Raw genomic sequence first — 13,316 nt, 5'->3', positions numbered from 1 at the left:
GGACAGCATATTGTTAAGTCGAGCTAAAAAGAAAAAAATGAGATCGAGATCGCTCGTTACTTGATAAGCCCTTTAAGTTTTGCAAGGCCCCATGCAGCCGTTGTCACCACGTCCGGTATATCTCCTGCAATCAGCATCTGTTCGAATTCAGTAATTGGAAACGATTGAGTAATAAGATCCTCTTCCTCAGTATCAAGGTTGCGATCTTGCAAGGTAAGTTGAGTTGCGAGGTAGATATGACAGGTTTGGTTTAAAAAGCCATAGGCGATGAACTGTTTGCCAACGTACGTCATCTTATCTGCGATAAGACCGGTTTCTTCCTGCAACTCGCCTCGAGCCAGCTCTAGATGGTCCGCATCAGGGTTCGATTCCCAAGCTCCTTGTGGCAATTCCCAGAAGCTATCGGAAACGGTATAACGATACTGGTTTACCAAATGAACTTGGTCATCTTCGATCGCGATGATGACCGCACAATCTGGCTTGTCGACCACGCCATAAATGCCTTTGGCACCGCTTTCCCGCTGAATATCATCCTCTCGAACGGTCATCCATGGGTTCTGATAAACGACTTTTGAGCTTAGGGTTTTGATCGTCATGACTTCTTTACCTTAATAAAATCAGAAATCTAGCTTATCGAACTTTTTGTGTTGGCGCTATTTAGAGATAGATTTTGATAACAAATAACCCTAGCACCGACGCCTCTATTTTGTTAAAACAGGGCACAAACCTGTCTGCTGGAATCATTGGCTGAGGGTAGCGGGTAAACAAACAATAGTAATGGATAAAAAAGGACATCAACGTGGCACAGTCTCTACAGTTTGAAAAGTTCGTCGACCTTGATTTTGATTTAGCGGAATGCCCACGTTGGGATTGGCGCACTGACTCATGGATGTGGGTCAACATCAATGACGGTGAGCTTTGGCGTCATAAAGATGGCGTAAACGAGAAGCGTAAGTTTGATGATATGCTTGGCTGTTTCGCGATGCATGGCGATCAAGGCTTTATGCTCGGTATGAAAACGGGTATGTATTATCTCAGCGACTGGAATGCGGAATTAACGTCGCTAGTCCCTCTTGTTTCTGAGTTCCCGCGTATGCGTTACAACGATGGACGCTGTGCTCCAGGTGGGCGTTTCGTTTCCGGCACGCGTAACGGCGCGAAAGAAGGTGACCAGGGACAATTCTGGCAACTGCACCTAGATGGTACGATTGAAGCGCTACCTATGTTCGCATGGACATGCAATGGTCTAGCATTCTCACCTGACGGTCAGTGGTTATACTGGTCAGACACAGGCTCAAGCAAAGTGTACAAGCACACATACAATGCTGAAACTGGCGAATACGGCGAGCAGGAGCTTCACTGCGACCTGACTGATTATAACGGTCGTCCTGATGGCGCAAGTGTTGATATTGATGGTAACTATTGGGTTGCTATGTACGCAGGTCAATCTGTGGTTAAGATCGCGCCGAATGGTGAAGTCCTTGCCGTGATTGACGTACCTTCGGAAAACCCAACAATGGTCGGTTTTGGCGGTAAAGATATGCGTGACGTGATTGTCACATCAGCTGCTGGCAGCAATGAAAAAGGTAAGCTTGTTATTGCTAGAGACGTTGTTGAAGGGTTAAAAGAGCCGTTATCCAGCGTGAAGATCGCCTAATGAATGCCTAGCGGAGCCAAAGAGCTCCGCTTTTAACAGGTCATTGAAAAAGGTAGGCTGGTCGCGCGATTCATATCACTAAGGTCATCTTCAGTGATGTATTTTTTGGCGACGACATTACCGGCAACTACTAGGTGTGAGATGTAGTCACGGCACGACGTAGTAGGCATATTGCTCCACATGAAGTCGGCTTTGGTTGCGTCTGAAAACTCGATATTCAGAACAATTGCTTGCTCTTCATAGCGCATATCATAAACATTTATTTCATACTGCTGCATACCACTGTCCCCCAAAACTTTCATTAACTGTTATTCAAGGCTAACCACACGTTTGAGTGCAGGGAACGCAGATGAATAGCATGTTATTCAAAATCTCATCATTGCAACATAATCTTGTTTTTGTGTAACAGTTAAATTACACGTTGTTCGTACGGTAAACTTTGAAGCAGTTCAAATAGTCTAATTTGTATGACGTTCAAACCAAATTTATGGAATGTTGATCGCAGAAAGCGGAACACAAATGGCGGGTTTTGCTAAGTTTTTTGAAATTATGGATAGATGTGAGCCCATATTCGAGACTGGTAGCATGGGCTCAGTATGATTAGTTCAAGATAAGTCGTGCGTTGAGTTCTTGAGTTGGTCTTGCATTATCACCCATGGTGTTTGATAGGCGCTTTAGCTGATTCTTTGGAATAAATTGAGGCTCTTGGAGTACGATCCATCTTACCCCTTCACTGCAAGGTGGCGTTGTAAGCGAGCCATTGTAGCGATAATAGTCTTTTACTCTAGGGAGTAGTTGCTCAAGCCCGATATCGGATTCCGCATTTATCTTCTCTCCAGCGGCAGGCAAGGTTTTCAGGATACCGGCCAGCTCATCACTTTCACGTTCTCCATCTTTATACATCACTGCAACAACGGCTAACTGTCCCTTCTGGTTAGCATGAACAAAATGTGCCTCTAGAGGGGCTGATTTGCCATTGATAGTGTTTTCTGATGGTGTGTGGAAGTGGAACTGTTTGAGTTCAAAGTCTTGACCGTCGAGATGTAGAGAATTACTCCCCGTGACATTTACTTGGACTGTGTGACCATTATTAATAATCTGATCTACTCGTCCATTGTAGTCAAAGCTTAATGGTGTTTTTTTCGCCTGAGTGAGTTGGTTGGTTTGAATATCAATTGGACTCTGGTTTTGTCCTTTCTCGCAAGTGGCGCTTATCTTCCCCCATGTCGCAGGGCCATCGCCCTCACCATATCCCCATTCCGCTGAATAAGCCGGTGCAGTGATCGAGACTACTGTGCCGAGTACCAATGCAAGCTTCATTGCTGTTTTCATAATTATCCTTAGTTTACTGACGTTTGCGAAAGCGGACGCTTTCGGCGAAAAGATTAGGGCAAAACCATTTGATCCAATCAGTTGCATACTTAGTTTGCGATTTTACTCGAGAAGAAAGTTTCGAATTTTCATCGAATTGACTTCGCTGCGGTAGGAGTATCACGCCCTATGAGAGCGTTAGTTCACGTTTTTGAAGCTCGTAATGACATGAGTTAATAAAATCAATACAATGCGTATACAAATATTTCTCATTTGCAGTTAGATTTAGCTGCGTCAACTATAAGATGATGAGTAGTTATGTTTTCACTTAAGCAGGCGAGCTTCCATATTGGCTCGCTTGAGATTCTATCGCCATTTGACTTGGAGTTTGTTCCGGGACAAGTCACCGCTTTGCTTGGGCATAATGGCAGTGGTAAATCGAGCCTAATCAAACTTCTTAGCCGTCAGAATCAAGTCTCTTCTGGGAGTGTTTTGTTGGATGAAAGGCCACTTGATAGTTACGTAGCAAAAGATTACGCAAAAAAAGTTGCCTACCTGCCTCAGCATCCGCCTATCACAGATGGGGTTACTGTTCGCGAACTCGTTATGTTCGGTCGTTACCCTTGGAAAGGCGTGTTGGGGCGATATACCCGAGAAGATTACAAACTGGTGGATGAAGCGATCGAAAGGGTTGGGTTAACCGCATTTATAGAGCGTTTTGTTAGCACCTTGTCAGGAGGGGAGCGTCAAAGAGCATGGGTAGCAATGCTCATAGCGCAGCAAAGTGAATGTATCTTGCTTGATGAACCGACGTCAGCTCTGGATGTCGCTCACCAATATGAGCTGCTCAAGTTGATACGAGAGCTTAATCAAAGCCTCAACCTAACGGTAATCATGGTCATCCATGACGTCAATATGGCTGCCAGATTCAGCGACAGGTTAGTTGCTCTTAAAGGCGGGGAAATTATCGTTGACGGCACGCCAGAACGTGTGATGAACGAAGCTTCGCTGACCGAAATCTATGGTATGCCGCTGTCCACTTTCACAGACCCTAGCACTCAACATGTCATCAGCTACGTTAGATAATCGATAAAAGGATAATTATTGTGTTTAACAGATTTAAAACCACGCACTTCACTGTCGTATTAGTCAGTCTATTGGCGTGTTTATCATCATTCGCTGCATCAGCAAAAACGTACCAACACGAGTTAGGAACTGTTGAGATAAACGAAGCGCCAAAGCGTGTGGTTGTAATGGATTGGGCTCTTGCAGAGTCAGTGCTTGCACTCGGTGTGACTCCTATCGCTTCCTCTGATGTAAAAGGCTATCAGGATTGGGTTGGGTCACCAGAAATGCCAACTGAGGTGACCGATGTTGGATCTCGTCGCGAGCCAAACCTAGAGTTGATAGCAAGCTTGAAGCCCGATTTGATTTTGATGAGCGGACACTTGGCTCCGGCCTATGAAAAGCTGAATGCAATCGCACCGACACTGGTAATGAGCATTTACAATGACAAGAAACAGCCTTATCAAAATGCGAAAACAATCGTGATAACCCTTGGAGAGGTGTTCGAGCGACCTGAGCAAGCACAACAGCTTGTCGATGAGACCAATCAGAAGCTGGCTCAAAATGGAGAGCAGGTAGCAAAAATAACCAATGGTAAGCCATTTATTATGGTGCGTTTTATTGGAGATAAGCACATTCGTGTTCACAGTACGGGCTCTCTAATGAATGACACTATTTCTGCCATGTCTCTGGAAAACAGCTGGCAAGGACCAACCAACAGCTGGGGATTCTCTTCCGCAAGCGTTGAGCAGCTTGCCCAGTACCAAGACAGTAATGTGCTTATTTTTGGTCCGCTATCGGATGCCGAGCAAGCACAGCTTAATGGCTCGCCTTTATGGGCCGCGATGGCGTTTTCGCGAGAAAACAGAGTCAAGATCGTACCTAAAGTGTGGACGTTTGGTAGCTTGGTTGCGATGCAGCGTTTGAGCGATGAAGTCGTCACACAGGTTTCAACACTGGGTCAGCAGTAGGTTCTTCATGCAGTTAACAGCCCACCGCGGTGCAGCGCCATTTGGTAAAATGGCGCTGTTTGTTTTTATTAGTGCGCTCGTACTCGTCTGGCTTTTCCAAAATGCGGTGCCCTATCACCTGTCATTCTCTGAATGGCAAACGTACTTTTTAAGTCGAGATGACAGTGATTATCGTCAGCTCATTTTACACTTTACCTTTTTTCCACGCCTCAGTATGGCGCTGCTTTGTGGCGCTGCGCTGGCGATTGCTGGTTGTCTGATGCAGCATTTGCTGCAAAACCCACTTGCCTCACCAACGACGCTCGGCGTTGCAGCCGGTGCCGAACTCGGCATGACAACCAGTCTTCTTGCAGGTGTCGTTGGTGGAAGTTTGATTCAATATGCTTACGCGTTTGGCGGAGGCATGCTTGCAGCAAGTCTGGTCTTTTTGCTTACTGCTAAACGGGGATTCGCACCGCTACATATGGTTTTAGCGGGTATGGTTGTCACTCTGTTTTTAGGGGCGACCAACATGATGTTAGTCATGCTAAATGAGCAGCAGCTCACGAGTTTGTTTGTATGGGGAGCTGGCGCTCTCGCTCAGCAAGGTTGGGAAAACGCTCATTTGCTTTTTTGGGTGCTGGCGGTTGTGCTCGGCTTGGTCATGGTGATGCTACGACCATTGTCAGCACTGGAGTTAGGTAGCGAGGTCGCAGAGTCGGCTGGTGTCAATGTTGCTAGAGTTCGTGCTTTTGGACTAGGGCTTTCGGTTGTTATTACTTCTGTCGTCGTCGCGACAGTTGGCGTTATAGGTTTTGTCGGTCTAGTCGCACCAACCATTGCTAAAATGTTGGGCGCGAGAAAATTTGCTCAGCGTGTATTGTTAAGTGGCGTGGTAGGCGCGCTGCTTCTATTGACCGCGGATTTGATAATTCAGCCATTTTCCGGTGTATCTAGCGAACTATTACCTACGGGCGCAATGACGGCCTTGTTTGGCGCGCCTTGCTTGCTCTGGCTGTTAACCAAACAAAAGTTTGCCTCTAGCTTCAAAGCGGAAGAAGTCGCTAACAAAGTCTATCACCCTAAACCTTTTGCCTTAGTGTCGCTCATCTTAGCTCTGTTACTCGTCGTCGTAACAGCGCTGGCAGCTCTTTTAGGACGCACACAAGTTGGTTGGGGCTTTAGTGGCGACCTGAGTATTCTAGATCTGCGTATGCCTCGTGTACTCGGCGCGATCTTCGCAGGCTGCGGATTGGCACTTGCTGGTACCATGGTGCAGCGCATTACTGTTAACCCAATGGCAAGCCCAGAGGTGATGGGTATCAGCTCTGGTGCAGCTCTCGCACTTGTATTGTGTGCTTGGTTTGGCTTCACACCCACTCGAATCGAACAGATTGTTTACGGTGGGGTCGGTGCCGCTCTGGTTATGATAGTCATCCTGCAGTTTAGCAAGCGCTCAAACTATGCGCCGTCGCAATTACTGCTTACTGGAATTGCGGTAAGTGCCGCGCTTGATGCCATACTTCGAGTTGCGTTATCGTCAGGGCAAGATAACGTGCAAGCATTGCTAACTTGGCTGTCTGGTTCAACCTACTTGGCAAGCTACAATGATGTATTCGCTCTAGGGCTAGGTATTGTCGTGTTTGGTGGGGCGACATACGCTGCTAGCCGATGGTTAGATATCTTGAATCTGGGGCAGGTATCCGCTGTTTCAGTTGGCGTGAATACCAAGCAAACGCGTCTTTTCTTACTTGTAATGGCATCTTTGCTGACAGCTCTCTCTACGCTTGTGATTGGGCCGCTTAGCTTCGTGGGTCTTTTGGCCCCGCATATTGCAAGAGCGCTCGGGCAATACAAAGCAAAAAACCAACTGGTCGTTGCCTGCTTGGTTGGCTCCATCTTGATGGTGAGTGCAGACTGGTTAGGAAGGACGATTTGGTTTCCGTGGCAGTTTCCAGCGGGACTAATGGCTTCCGTTATTGGTGGCGCTTATTTCCTTATCCTGCTTAGGAAGGGGAGCTAAAATTAAAACAAGAATGGCGCTGATTAGCGCCATTCTTGTTTTAATTGAGATCTAGTTGCGTTTAGGACCATTACGTACCAAGTCTTTGCCATTCTCATAGACGTCTTGAGATACCCAGCGTCCCAGAATAAGTTCATGGTTGTCACTCAGAACGGCAACAAACGGACGACCGTCAGAGTTAGACGTTGCCAATGCAACACCGGCGACCCCTTGTAAACCCAAAGCACCACTTTCCAAAAGAATAAGAAATTGCTCGAGTTCCTCAAGGGTTTCAATTACTTCGTTATCAATGTTCATCGTTATCTATCACTTGAGTGGTATATTTGGTGGCGTACTCTACCTAAGTTAAACAGAGAAACCAACATTAGGTCTAGAAACTCATGAAAAAAGTGCTAATCACCGATTGTGCAGCATGATGACATGATGACTGGTATTAGAATTACCGCACAGGTGAGTTTGGATAATGCCAACGATATTAAGTATGGGTCAGGTCAGATTTGCCAGGGTTAAGGTCCGGTTGTGTGAACAATAAATTGGTGAGCCATTTGAGAGGCCTGAACTCGGATCCAATGACAATTTGGTGTCCGCAGTTGGCACACACATAGTACTCTTTGACCAACAGCAATCTCATCATTACTGTGCGTCGTTGGCGTTGAAGTCTTGCTCCGTGTTCACACATTCCTTTTCTCTCCTTTTCCATTTCTCAATCAAAGTGTGATCTTGCTCCAAAGACTAGCACGGTATATTGCCGTACCCTATATCGAATTAATGCAACTGCATGCACTTTAATATCACGTTAATGATGTTTTACATTTTTTATGAGTCAAGTTGCTATTCGCATGTGAAACCGACAAGAAGTTCACTAGATAGTGCACCGTGATGCACTATTTGAGGAGAAATGTTTTGGTGGCGAGAGTAGGAGTTATTGCTGATCCTTCAATCGCGCCATATAGTAAGTAGAGATGTACTCACCGTCTCTAAAAGCAGAGCACAAAGCTTCACCTTCGATTTCAAATCCATACTTTGAATACAGTGCAATCGCCGCTTTATTGTCGGTGTTCACTTCAATCTGAATCCGCATTAGGTTAAGCCAGTTGTCGGCTAAATCGATAGCCGTCTCGATCAGTTGGCTGCCAATACCCATATCATGATAGTTATCGTGAACCGCAATCCCAAAGGTTGCTGTATGCATAGTGCGAGGGCGCTGAGAGTGAGTCAGTGCGATATTGCCAACAATTTTTCCGTCGAGCTCAGCAACAAAGTTATAGACACCAGTGGGAATATTGCTAAGTCGCTCTTGCCACATCTTTAGCGATGAGTGAGGCAGATGCAGAGTTTCCCTCTGAGCCTTAGGTTGTGAAAATAGTTCGCATAAACCTGCGGCATCTTTTTCTTCCGTTGGTCGAATATTGACGTTCATCGAAGTCTCCGTTATGACAAGTTATTGCGTCAAAAAAGTAAATTATCTTGCTATATAACTAATTGAATTAGCGAGTGTTAGCAAGGCAATTTAGTTTGTTCCATGCTAGTGTCTTGATTCAAATGTAATAGAAACGAACGCATGGTCTGAGGCGACGTCATCAATACCAAATCTCGGGTCGACAATATGCTTGTCGGTGATGGTATATTCGGTTAGCTCATAGAGCGAATGATCATATTCTGGTGTAAACTCACTGGATACTAGAATGTGGTCAATTCGATTCCCTTTCTCTCCATAATAATGGGTAACGGGCGCTTTGATTTGGTCTTGAGGGCGGATGGGCTCACCATGTCGCACAAGCGTCCAGGTATCATAAAAATGATATGGAGAAATAAAGTACCGAGACTCTTTACGTCGTTGTCGATGCCTAGAATGAAAAGGGGCAAACTCACTGGCACTCAATACGTTGTTAAAGTCACCCAATAGAATGACAGGATGTTGACTGCGACGTTTTATCCCTACGATTGCTCTATGAAGAGAGAGCGCTTCCTGTTGTCTCAATTGTTGGGATAGGGCAACGCCGTGTAATTCATCTAACCAAAGTATCACCTCGTCATCGTTTTCATCCTGTTCTCCAAGAATGGCTCTTTTAGATTTAAGGTGAACATTGACAAGGTCGATCTCCCCAAGACCTTCCGCCATTAATGTCACGTGAAGTGGCGGACGGCTATAGTCGCCTGAGAATAACTCAGACATAATTAAGTTGGGATGTCTTTTTAACGGATGTTTAGACGCGAACGCTAACGCCGGATTGGAATAGATGTAATCTGCTTCGATAGTGGGTTGTTGGTTATACTCAAAATATGGGTAACCAAGAGCTAAGGTGAGCGAACGCAGCGCTTCAATAGAAAATACTTCTTGGAACGCGATAACGTCACTGTCGAGCGATGTTAAGGTTTTTGAGAGCCAGCTTGTTTTTTGAGCCCATTGCTTCGCATCATAGATGTTATCCATCTCATAAAACGCAAATGGTGGCTCTGCAAAATTGCACAGGTTGCACGTAGTGACTTTCAATTTATTTATTTGTGTCAAAGTATTAGACTCCATGACAGCTTATGTCTAACCCAAGTCGCTGTGGTTAAGGATGAGCATATAAAAATAACGCATTCAAAGGAATAACAATGTCTCAACAGCAAACCGAACCTGCTTGGCGAACGCCCAAAAATTTCCTCATCATCATATCGATTATAGTGCCCATCGCTTTTTCAAGTTGGATGGCACTACTCAATAACTTTGTAATTGAGAAAGCCAATTTCGACGGTTCGGATATTGGTTTATTACAAAGTGTGCGTGAGATACCTGGCTTCTTGGCGTTTACTACGGTGTTTGTGCTTTTGTTCATTCGAGAACAAAAATTTATGATCGTATCTTTGCTTTTGCTTACCGCGGGCACGGCGATTACCGGTTTGTTTCCTTCGGTTGCGGGACTACTGATTACGACGCTTATTATGTCGACCGGTTTTCACTATTTTGAAACCTTGAAACAGTCGTTGTCACTGCAATGGTTGACTAAAGAAGAAGCGCCAGAGGTACTTGGTAAGCTCATCTCCGTTGGAGCGTTGGCATCACTGCTGACTTACGCTGGGCTTTGGGTCATGGTTGAAATATTTAAGCTAGATTACGCATGGGTTTACGGTATTTCTGGTGGTATTGGCTTTATTCTGGTTCTGTTTATAGCCTTCGCTTTTCCTCAGTTTAAGACAGACACTCCGCAAACTAAAAAGTTGGTGCTTAAGAAGCGTTATTGGCTGTATTACGCGCTGACCTTTATGAGTGGTGCCAGACGTCAGATTTTTACCGTATTTGCTGGTTTTTTGATGGTAGAAAAGTTTGGATACAGCGTATCCGATATCACGCTATTATTTTTGATTAACTACCTATTTAACTTCTTGTTTGCGAAGAAGATTGGTCGATTCATTGGCGTTGTGGGTGAGCGTAAGGCGCTGATTGTAGAGTACGTTGGACTGATTTTCGTGTTTGTCGGATACGGTTTGGTGCAAACAGCGGAATGGGCTGCCGCGCTGTATGTTATCGATCATTTGTTCTTCGCATTAGCGCTAGCCATCAAAACCTACTTCCAGAAGATTGCTGACCCTGCGGATATGGCTTCAACGGCAGGCGTGTCATTTACGATTAACCATATTGCGGCAGTAGTGATACCAGTGACGTTTGGCTTTATTTGGCTGATTTCGCCTTCTAGCGTGTTTTATATCGGTGCGGCGATGGCGGCAGTGTCATTGTTATTGTCGTTGAATATTCCGAAGAAGCCGGAAGAGGGGAATGAGGTTAGGGTGTTGAAGTGGAGTTAAGGTTTTTTTGCCAATCACTGGTTGATAGTTCAGCGCACTTTACCCCCTTTAGTTCTCCCCCCTATTTAGGGGGAGAACTGAAGGCTAGCGGCTAGCGCAGCATCGCCTGTTGTTTGTTAGCGACGCGTGTCGTGAGCTCTATGCTCCTCCCCAAGTTAGGGGAGGCTGGGAGGGGTAAATGCGCGAGACTAACAACAAACGCCCATCTCCCCCAATTACCCTTTAAACATCAAACCTATCCGCATTCATCACCTTGACCCACGCAGAGACAAAGTCACAAACAAACTTCTCATTGGCATCATCACACGCATAGACTTCAGCCAGTGCGCGAAGCTGTGAGTTAGAGCCAAACATAAGATCAGCACGCTTCGCCTTCCATTTCTGGCAGCCAGACGCACGGTCAAAGCCTCCAAACTCAGTCGCGTCATCGTTGGTCGGACGCCATTCAGTGCCCATATCCGTCAAATTAACGAAGAAGTCGTTCGTGAGCTGGCCCTTACGGTCAGTTAGAACACCAAAGTCGCTATCACCGTAGTTTGCGCCTAGTACGCGCAGGCCACCGATCAACACAGTCATTTCTGGTGCAGTAAGCGTTAGTAGTTGAGCTTTATCTAGCAGTAGCTCTTCTTCAGACACACTAAATGCTTTCTGGCTGTAGTTTCTAAAGCCATCAACAAGTGGCTCAAGTACAGCAAATGATTCAGCGTCAGTCTGAGATTCAAGCGCATCGGTACGGCCTGCTGCAAATGGGACGTCTACGGATACACCTGCGTCTTTCGCAGCCTTTTCGATAGCCGCGTTACCGCCAAGAACGATCAGGTCAGCAATTGACACTGGCTTATCAAACTCAGCTTGAATACGCTCATAGACATCCAATACACGACCGAGTTGCTCTGGCTGGTTTACATCCCAGTTGCGTTGCGGAGCAAGGCGGATACGTGCACCATTTGCACCACCACGATAGTCAGAGCCACGGAAGGTAGAAGCAGAAGACCACGCGGTATAAACCAGCTCAGAAACACTCAATCCAGAAGCCAAGATATGCGCCTTTAGCGTCACTGCGTCTTCAGCGCTGATAGGTTCAGATGTGGCTGCTGGAACTGGATCTTGCCAGATCAGATCTTCAGTAGGAACTTCCTCACCTAGGTAGCGCGCTTTTGGACCCATGTCGCGGTGAGTCAGCTTAAACCAAGCGCGTGCAAAGGCATCAGCAAACTCATCTGGGTTTTGGTGGAAGTGTTTAGAGATCTCTCCGTAGATCGGATCCATGCGCATCGCCATATCAGCGGTTGTCATGATGGTCGTGACACGTTGAGAAGGATCGTGTGCTTTTGGAGCCATATGCTCCTCAGGAACACCGACAGGTACCCATTGCCATGCACCTGCTGGACTCTTCACCAAGTCCCAATCGTAGCCAAATAGCATGTCGAAGTAGCCGTTATCCCATTGGATAGGGTTTGGTGTCCATGCACCTTCGATGCCGCTGGTGGTCGTATCGTCGCCTTTACCGCTACCAAAACCATTGCGCCAACCAAAGCCCATCTCTTCGATAGGAGCCGCTTCCGGCTCTGGACCCATTAGCTCAGGGTCACCCGCACCGTGTGTTTTACCAAAAGTATGACCGCCAGCGACCAGAGCTACGGTTTCTTCGTCATTCATCCCCATACGGGCGAAGGTTTCACGAATGTCGCGACCTGATGCAAGTACGCTTGGATCGCCGTTAGGACCCTCTGGGTTTACATAGATAAGACCCATTTGTACTGCAGCAAGTGGGCTTTCTAGCTCCCGGTCAAAAGAGTAACGCTTGTCACCTAGCCATTCGCTTTCCATTCCCCAATAGACGTCTTCTTCTGGTTCCCAAATATCTTCACGACCGCCACCAAAACCAAAGGTTTTTAGGCCCATGGATTCGATAGAAACGTTACCAGTAAGAATAAACAAATCGGCCCAAGAGAGGCTTTGCCCGTATTTTTTCTTCACTGGCCAAAGTAGGCGTCGGGCTTTGTCGAGGTTGCCATTGTCTGGCCAGCTGTTTAACGGTGCAAAGCGCTGGTTACCAGAGTTACCGCCCCCGCGACCATCGGCAGTACGATAGGTGCCAGCTGCGTGCCAAGCCATACGAATCATAAATGGACCATAGTGACCGTAGTCGGCTGGCCACCAATCCTTAGAATCAGTCAGCACATGCTCAATGTCTTGTTTAACTTGTTTGAGGTCTAGCTGTTTGAAGGCTTCCTTGTAGTTGAAGCTCTCATGGTAAGGGTTACCCTTGCGATCGTTTTGATGAAGGATCTTGATGTTTAGTTGGTTTGGCCACCAATCTAAATTTTGAGTACCACGACCACCAACACGAGTATTACCACCATGCATAACAGGACATTTGCCTTGCGGTGCATTTTTATCACTTTGCATATACGCCTCCGATTTGCGACCAACGCTAAGAATTTCCGTTAAATATAGTCCCAAAGCTGGATTTGGGATGGTTAAATTCACTTCATATTGTATGAATTAACTACTAATT

At 46.2% G+C, this 13,316-nt stretch carries 12 protein-coding genes; 5 read left to right on the top strand and 7 right to left on the bottom strand.

The window, feature by feature from the left end:
* Positions 1-56 precede the first annotated feature (56 nt).
* Positions 57-596, bottom strand: coding sequence for an NUDIX domain-containing protein (locus LY387_RS18655; RefSeq protein WP_234497333.1), 540 nt, complete (start codon positions 594-596; stop codon positions 57-59).
* Between the two features lie 203 nt (positions 597-799).
* On the opposite strand from LY387_RS18655, the gene LY387_RS18650 reads away from it, so the two are divergent.
* Positions 800-1,657 (top strand): SMP-30/gluconolactonase/LRE family protein, encoded by an 858-nt coding sequence (locus LY387_RS18650; protein WP_234497332.1) that lies wholly within the window; start codon positions 800-802, stop codon positions 1,655-1,657.
* A gap of 32 nt (positions 1,658-1,689) precedes the next feature.
* Here the strand turns inward: LY387_RS18650 and LY387_RS18645 are convergent, their stop codons facing one another.
* Positions 1,690-1,935: a hypothetical protein gene (locus LY387_RS18645; protein ID WP_042470728.1), complete on the bottom strand. Its 246-nt coding sequence runs from the start codon at positions 1,933-1,935 to the stop codon at positions 1,690-1,692.
* A 322-nt stretch (positions 1,936-2,257) separates the two neighbouring features.
* On the bottom strand, positions 2,258-2,989 hold the full coding sequence (locus tag LY387_RS18640; protein WP_234497331.1) for a carbonic anhydrase: 732 nt from the start codon (positions 2,987-2,989) through the stop codon (positions 2,258-2,260).
* A 297-nt stretch (positions 2,990-3,286) separates the two neighbouring features.
* Between LY387_RS18640 and LY387_RS18635 the strand changes: the two genes are divergently transcribed.
* Genes LY387_RS18635 through fhuB form a run of 3 tightly spaced genes read left to right on the top strand, consistent with a single transcriptional unit; the run spans position 3,287 to position 7,006 of the window.
* The gene (locus tag LY387_RS18635) at positions 3,287-4,054 is read left to right on the top strand and encodes an ABC transporter ATP-binding protein (RefSeq protein WP_234497330.1); all 768 of its coding nucleotides are present in this window, start codon (positions 3,287-3,289) and stop codon (positions 4,052-4,054) included.
* A gap of 20 nt (positions 4,055-4,074) precedes the next feature.
* Positions 4,075-5,004, top strand: a complete 930-nt coding sequence (locus LY387_RS18630; protein WP_234497329.1) for an ABC transporter substrate-binding protein — start codon at positions 4,075-4,077, stop codon at positions 5,002-5,004.
* 7 nt (positions 5,005-5,011) lie between these two features.
* Positions 5,012-7,006: a Fe(3+)-hydroxamate ABC transporter permease FhuB gene (gene fhuB, locus LY387_RS18625; RefSeq protein ID WP_234497328.1), complete on the top strand. Its 1,995-nt coding sequence runs from the start codon at positions 5,012-5,014 to the stop codon at positions 7,004-7,006.
* 51 nt (positions 7,007-7,057) lie between these two features.
* Here the strand turns inward: fhuB and LY387_RS18620 are convergent, their stop codons facing one another.
* The 3 genes from LY387_RS18620 to LY387_RS18610 form a co-directional block, all read right to left on the bottom strand.
* Positions 7,058-7,303 carry a hypothetical protein gene (locus tag LY387_RS18620; protein ID WP_234497327.1) on the bottom strand — a complete coding sequence of 82 codons (246 nt, stop codon included), beginning with the start codon at positions 7,301-7,303 and terminating at the stop codon, positions 7,058-7,060.
* 625 nt (positions 7,304-7,928) lie between these two features.
* Positions 7,929-8,426: a GNAT family N-acetyltransferase gene (locus LY387_RS18615; protein ID WP_234497326.1), complete on the bottom strand. Its 498-nt coding sequence runs from the start codon at positions 8,424-8,426 to the stop codon at positions 7,929-7,931.
* 105 nt (positions 8,427-8,531) lie between these two features.
* Positions 8,532-9,518: an endonuclease/exonuclease/phosphatase family protein gene (locus tag LY387_RS18610; protein WP_234497325.1), complete on the bottom strand. Its 987-nt coding sequence runs from the start codon at positions 9,516-9,518 to the stop codon at positions 8,532-8,534.
* An 89-nt stretch (positions 9,519-9,607) separates the two neighbouring features.
* Between LY387_RS18610 and LY387_RS18605 the strand changes: the two genes are divergently transcribed.
* A complete protein-coding gene (locus LY387_RS18605; protein WP_234497324.1) occupies positions 9,608-10,795 on the top strand; it encodes an MFS transporter in 1,188 nt (395 codons plus the stop codon).
* A gap of 222 nt (positions 10,796-11,017) precedes the next feature.
* On the opposite strand, the gene katG is transcribed toward LY387_RS18605, so the two are convergent.
* Positions 11,018-13,207 carry a catalase/peroxidase HPI gene (gene katG / locus LY387_RS18600; protein ID WP_234497323.1) on the bottom strand — a complete coding sequence of 730 codons (2,190 nt, stop codon included), beginning with the start codon at positions 13,205-13,207 and terminating at the stop codon, positions 11,018-11,020.
* Positions 13,208-13,316 lie beyond the last annotated feature (109 nt).

This window comes from Vibrio maritimus, from assembly GCF_021441885.1.
In the GTDB taxonomy this organism is placed as follows: Bacteria; Pseudomonadota; Gammaproteobacteria; order Enterobacterales; family Vibrionaceae; genus Vibrio; species Vibrio maritimus_B.
This window is presented reverse-complemented; position numbering and strand designations above follow the sequence as displayed.

Coding starts and splice junctions, on each gene's coding strand:
- LY387_RS18655 (WP_234497333.1), bottom strand. CDS start 596: ATGACGATCAAAACCCTAAGCTCAAAAGTCGTTTATCAGAACCCATGG.
- LY387_RS18645 (WP_042470728.1), bottom strand. CDS start 1,935: ATGCAGCAGTATGAAATAAATGTTTATGATATGCGCTATGAAGAGCAA.
- LY387_RS18640 (WP_234497331.1), bottom strand. CDS start 2,989: ATGAAAACAGCAATGAAGCTTGCATTGGTACTCGGCACAGTAGTCTCG.
- LY387_RS18635 (WP_234497330.1), top strand. CDS start 3,287: ATGTTTTCACTTAAGCAGGCGAGCTTCCATATTGGCTCGCTTGAGATT.
- fhuB (WP_234497328.1), top strand. CDS start 5,012: ATGCAGTTAACAGCCCACCGCGGTGCAGCGCCATTTGGTAAAATGGCG.
- LY387_RS18620 (WP_234497327.1), bottom strand. CDS start 7,303: ATGAACATTGATAACGAAGTAATTGAAACCCTTGAGGAACTCGAGCAA.
- LY387_RS18615 (WP_234497326.1), bottom strand. CDS start 8,426: ATGAACGTCAATATTCGACCAACGGAAGAAAAAGATGCCGCAGGTTTA.
- LY387_RS18605 (WP_234497324.1), top strand. CDS start 9,608: ATGTCTCAACAGCAAACCGAACCTGCTTGGCGAACGCCCAAAAATTTC.
- katG (WP_234497323.1), bottom strand. CDS start 13,207: ATGCAAAGTGATAAAAATGCACCGCAAGGCAAATGTCCTGTTATGCAT.